At 65.0% G+C, this 3,676-nt stretch carries 5 protein-coding genes; 1 reads left to right on the top strand and 4 read right to left on the bottom strand.

Translation table 11 applies throughout. The annotated features are described in order from the left end of the window. Positions 1 to 79 precede the first annotated feature (79 nt). Together QOC76_RS12250 and QOC76_RS12245 are read right to left on the bottom strand one after the other, a co-directional pair. Complete coding sequence (locus QOC76_RS12250) at positions 80 to 487, bottom strand: nuclear transport factor 2 family protein (RefSeq protein WP_526357104.1); 408 nt, start codon at positions 485 to 487, stop codon at positions 80 to 82. A 325-nt stretch (positions 488 to 812) separates the two neighbouring features. Beyond that, complete coding sequence (locus QOC76_RS12245; protein ID WP_526357103.1) at positions 813 to 1,352, bottom strand: SDR family NAD(P)-dependent oxidoreductase; 540 nt, start codon at positions 1,350 to 1,352, stop codon at positions 813 to 815. Positions 1,353 to 1,614: 262 nt separating this feature from the next. Between QOC76_RS12245 and QOC76_RS12240 the strand changes: the two genes are divergently transcribed. Then, the gene (locus QOC76_RS12240) at positions 1,615 to 2,205 is read left to right on the top strand and encodes a TetR/AcrR family transcriptional regulator (RefSeq protein ID WP_526357102.1); all 591 of its coding nucleotides are present in this window, start codon (positions 1,615 to 1,617) and stop codon (positions 2,203 to 2,205) included. Positions 2,206 to 2,786: 581 nt separating this feature from the next. Here the strand turns inward: QOC76_RS12240 and QOC76_RS12235 are convergent. Both QOC76_RS12235 and QOC76_RS12230 read right to left on the bottom strand, forming a co-directional pair. After that, positions 2,787 to 2,927, bottom strand: coding sequence for a hypothetical protein (locus tag QOC76_RS12235; protein ID WP_526357101.1), 141 nt, complete (start codon positions 2,925 to 2,927; stop codon positions 2,787 to 2,789). A gap of 90 nt (positions 2,928 to 3,017) precedes the next feature. Beyond that, on the bottom strand, positions 3,018 to 3,674 hold the full coding sequence (locus QOC76_RS12230; protein ID WP_526357100.1) for a dienelactone hydrolase family protein: 657 nt from the start codon (positions 3,672 to 3,674) through the stop codon (positions 3,018 to 3,020). Between the last annotated feature and the right edge of the window lie 2 nt (positions 3,675 to 3,676).

Genomic DNA, 3,676 nt, shown 5'->3' with positions numbered 1-3,676 from the left:
TCGGCGGTCGCGATGTGCTCGGGGGAGTCCAGCGAGGTGGCGAACTGGGCGGAGATCTTCATCGTGGGTCGGGTTCGGGTCAGGCCCGCGTGGGGAACGTATCGCCGAACATGGGCAGCCTGCTCTTGGACTCCTCGGCGGTGGCCTCGTCCTGCACTACGTCCCAACGTTCGGCGATCAGCCCGTCTTCCGGGCGCACAATGTCTACGGCGACCCTTTTGGCCCGCGGCCCGGTGGTAGACAACCTGCCGTGCAGCATCACGTGGTCACCGTCGGCGACGGCTAGCGCTTTCTCGTAGTGCCTGTCCGGCGGCGAGGCCTCGACCAGGTTGAACAGGCCGTCTCGGCCAGGCCGGATATGCGCGCTGTGCTCGATGTAATCAGGCGACCAGAACCTTTGCGCCGCAACGAAATCCCGCCGATTGGCAAGCGTGCCGAACGCCCCGAGCACGAACGTCCTGTTGCGCTCTTCGGCTGTTGTGCTCATGGAGGGCCTCCTTGGACTCTACATTAAACAGACTAGTCTAAACAGTACTGCCGGCGGGAGTCTTGTCAAGCGGGCCGGTCAACTGGTCGTTTCGCGCGAATCGTTGTGCTGTGACGGCATCCGCGCCAGGACACGATGTGCGTGTCTCCCACCGCTGCGCGGCCAAGCACTGAGCCACCTCGATGTGCTCACCGCGAGATGAGACATATCCGTGCAGTCGATGTCGATGTCGATGTCGAGGTTGAAGCCGTCGCGCCACCGCCGCAGCTGCATGTGGAGCCGTGGAAAGTTCATGGGCTGGAATCGGATTAGCCCACTTGCGGAGCTAGTAGCCCTGATCGCTCGGGGTCAGGTTGGCTGGCAGTGCGGCCGCCGTCGACGGCGATGTTGGTGCCGGTGATGTAGGACGCGCGGGGGAAGCCAAAAATCCGATGACCTCGGCGATCTCAGCCGGCTCGGCGGCCCGACCCAGCAGTGTGCTCTTGCCCGAGGCATCGAACAGTTCCCGTTTGGCCGCGCCGGTGTAGACGGGTCCCGGTGAGATGGCGTTGACGCGGATGCCGACGGGTCCGTATTCGGCGCCAGGAGCGGGCGAGGGAGGCCAGTGCGGCTTTGGTGCGCCATAGGCGGCGCTGTCGGGCTGACCGACGGTGCCGGCCCGGCTAGCCAGGTTGATGATCACACCGTTGCCGCGGGCCACCATTTTCGGGGCCAGTACCGACACCAGCAGGTACGCAGCTTGTACGTTGGCGGCGAACAATTGATCCAACGTGTTGGCGGCCAACCTTGCCGACGGGCCAAACCAGGGGACACCGGCGTTGTTGACCAGGATATCGACATCGCCTGCCTCCCGAGCCAGCCGCAACGCCCTGCCTCCTCATGAATACTGTCTTGAACAGACCGATTGGTCTACATCTTGGCAGCTGATTGCCCTGCCCACGGATTCGGAGTCTGCCTAATGGGTTATCCCGCTGTCACCGGAAGCCGTAGCGCCGCAACAACGCTCGTGGCACCGGCGGGACCCACTTTGCTCGCGGACGCCGGCCGCCGGTAGGGAGAGGCGGATCAAGCGTCGGGGGAGGCGTCGGCTACGCCTATCAGACAAGTCTGTCTGATAACCTGCTGTGATGGCGACGAAGACGGTGAAACGGCCCTCAGCGCGGGAGCGACTGCTTGCCGCGTCTGATGAGCTGTTCTACCGCAACGGGGTGCATTCCACCGGCATCGACGCCGTCATCGAAAAGGCCGGCGTGGCCAAGGGCTCGCTGTACTACATATTCGGTGGGAAGGACGAGCTGGTCGCGGCGTACCTTCGAGGCCGTCTGGACGCGTGGCGCGAGCGCGTGAATGCGGCCCAGGCCGGCATCGATGATCCGGAGGAAAAGATCCTCGCGGTGTTTGATGCGATCGCCGACTATGTGGCACTTCCGGAGTTCCGGGGCTGCCCGTTTGTCAACGCAGCCGCCGAAGCGCCTGCGGGTGAGGCCCAGCAGCTGACCATCAACGAGTACCGCTGCTGGGTGCGCGAATCCTTCCTCGCGCTTGCCGCAGACACCGGGGTCGCCGACACCGCATCGCTGGCAGATGCCCTCATCGTCTTGTATGACGGGGCACTTGCAACCGCGGAAGTGGCGAGCACCGCGCGCACGGCGGCGATGACCGCCAAACGCATCGCACGGCTCACCATCGCTGCTGCAAAAGCCTCCAGCCCGGCCTAATTCGAGTTCCCCCGGGCGTGGAGCCGTTGCCTGCTGGTGGAGCCTCATCCGTCCGTGAAGACGACCCTGTCGAGCAGAGCGGCCGTGCTCTCCCACAAGTCGGCCTGAATTCCCTTACTACGTCCGGGTTCTGGGCAGGTAAGTGGGGTGGCGTCGTTGACCGAGGATAGCCCCCAGTGGTTTCGGCGAAGGCGGGATCGGTGGCGAGTCGCACGATGATCCTGGCGCCACGGCGCGGATCGCCGATTCGCAACGCGTGCAGGAGTTTTTCGAGCAATCCAGCGAATGGCAGGTCCCTGCCTAGGCCCGTGGTGTTGAAACCCGGGTCGCAGCAGTTCGTGGTGACGCCCGTGCCCGCCAAACGTCTGCCGAGTTCTTGGCTGAACATGATGTCCATCAGTTTCGACCCGAAGTAACGGGTCATGGGCTGCCGCCTGCTGTAGGCGGTGGTCGACGTCAGATCGTCGGCACTGTCGATACGTCCGGCCCACCGCGCGCCCTCGAAGGCGACGGTGACGACCCGTGCCCGCGCCGAGGCCACGAGCTTGTCGCGGAGTGTGTTGGTCAGCACCCACGGGGAGTTAGTTCACCGCGGTCATCTCGGAGAATCCGTTGGGGGTGATGCGCTGAGAGAACGCGTGCACACCGGCGTTGTCGATCAACACGTCGATCCGCTCGTAGAAGGAGTCGATCTGTTGTCCTGCCCGTTGGACGTAGCGCAATGACGTCAGATCCAGCCGGTTGGCGGCGCGTTGCGGTGCTGTGGCAGCCTCCGACCAATTGAGATGGCGGTTAGCTATCGAACAGGCGCGTCAGTGTAGGTACGCGGCGAAGAATCTTTCGATCCGGTCCCAGGCGTCCTTGGCTGAATCGGGTTCCGGGCCGATGCCGGCTACCCGTAGCAGGGGACGAAGTACGCGCGGGCCGGCTTCGGCGTCGTTGAGGAACGCGTGGCTGGCAGCCGGATACTCCTTGACGTCGTGGCTTACCCCCGCGCTGTCCAGCGCCGCGTCGAGCCGGCGGGCGGCCCCTCGAAGCGAAGGGTCGCGGCCACCGTAACTTCCGACGATCGGGCAGGCGCCCACCACTTTTTCGTCGAGGTGACGCGGTAGCTGGCCGTAATTGACTGCGGCCGCGTCGAATCCGTTGTTCGCGGTGAGGAGCGCGAAGCCCCCCCCGATGCAGAAGCCGATGACGCCGATCTTGCCGGTGCAGTCGGAAGCACCTGCCAGGTAGTCGTGGGCGGCGGCGATGTCGGCGAACGCGCGGCCGCGCCCACGCATCATGGCGGTCATCGTCGAGACGAGACACCGTGCGGTGCCGCCCGCGCTGAAAAGGTCGACAGCCAGGGTGAGGTAGCCGAGACCGGCGAGCCGGTCAGCGTGGCCGCGCATGACCTCGTCGAGGCCGAAGATCTCGTGGATCATCACCACGGCGGGCCACGGCCCTGTGCCCGGTGGGGTGGCCAGGT

Source organism: Mycobacterium sp., assembly GCF_032159565.1.
Taxonomy (GTDB): Bacteria; Actinomycetota; Actinomycetes; order Mycobacteriales; family Mycobacteriaceae; genus Mycobacterium.
This window is presented reverse-complemented; position numbering and strand designations above follow the sequence as displayed.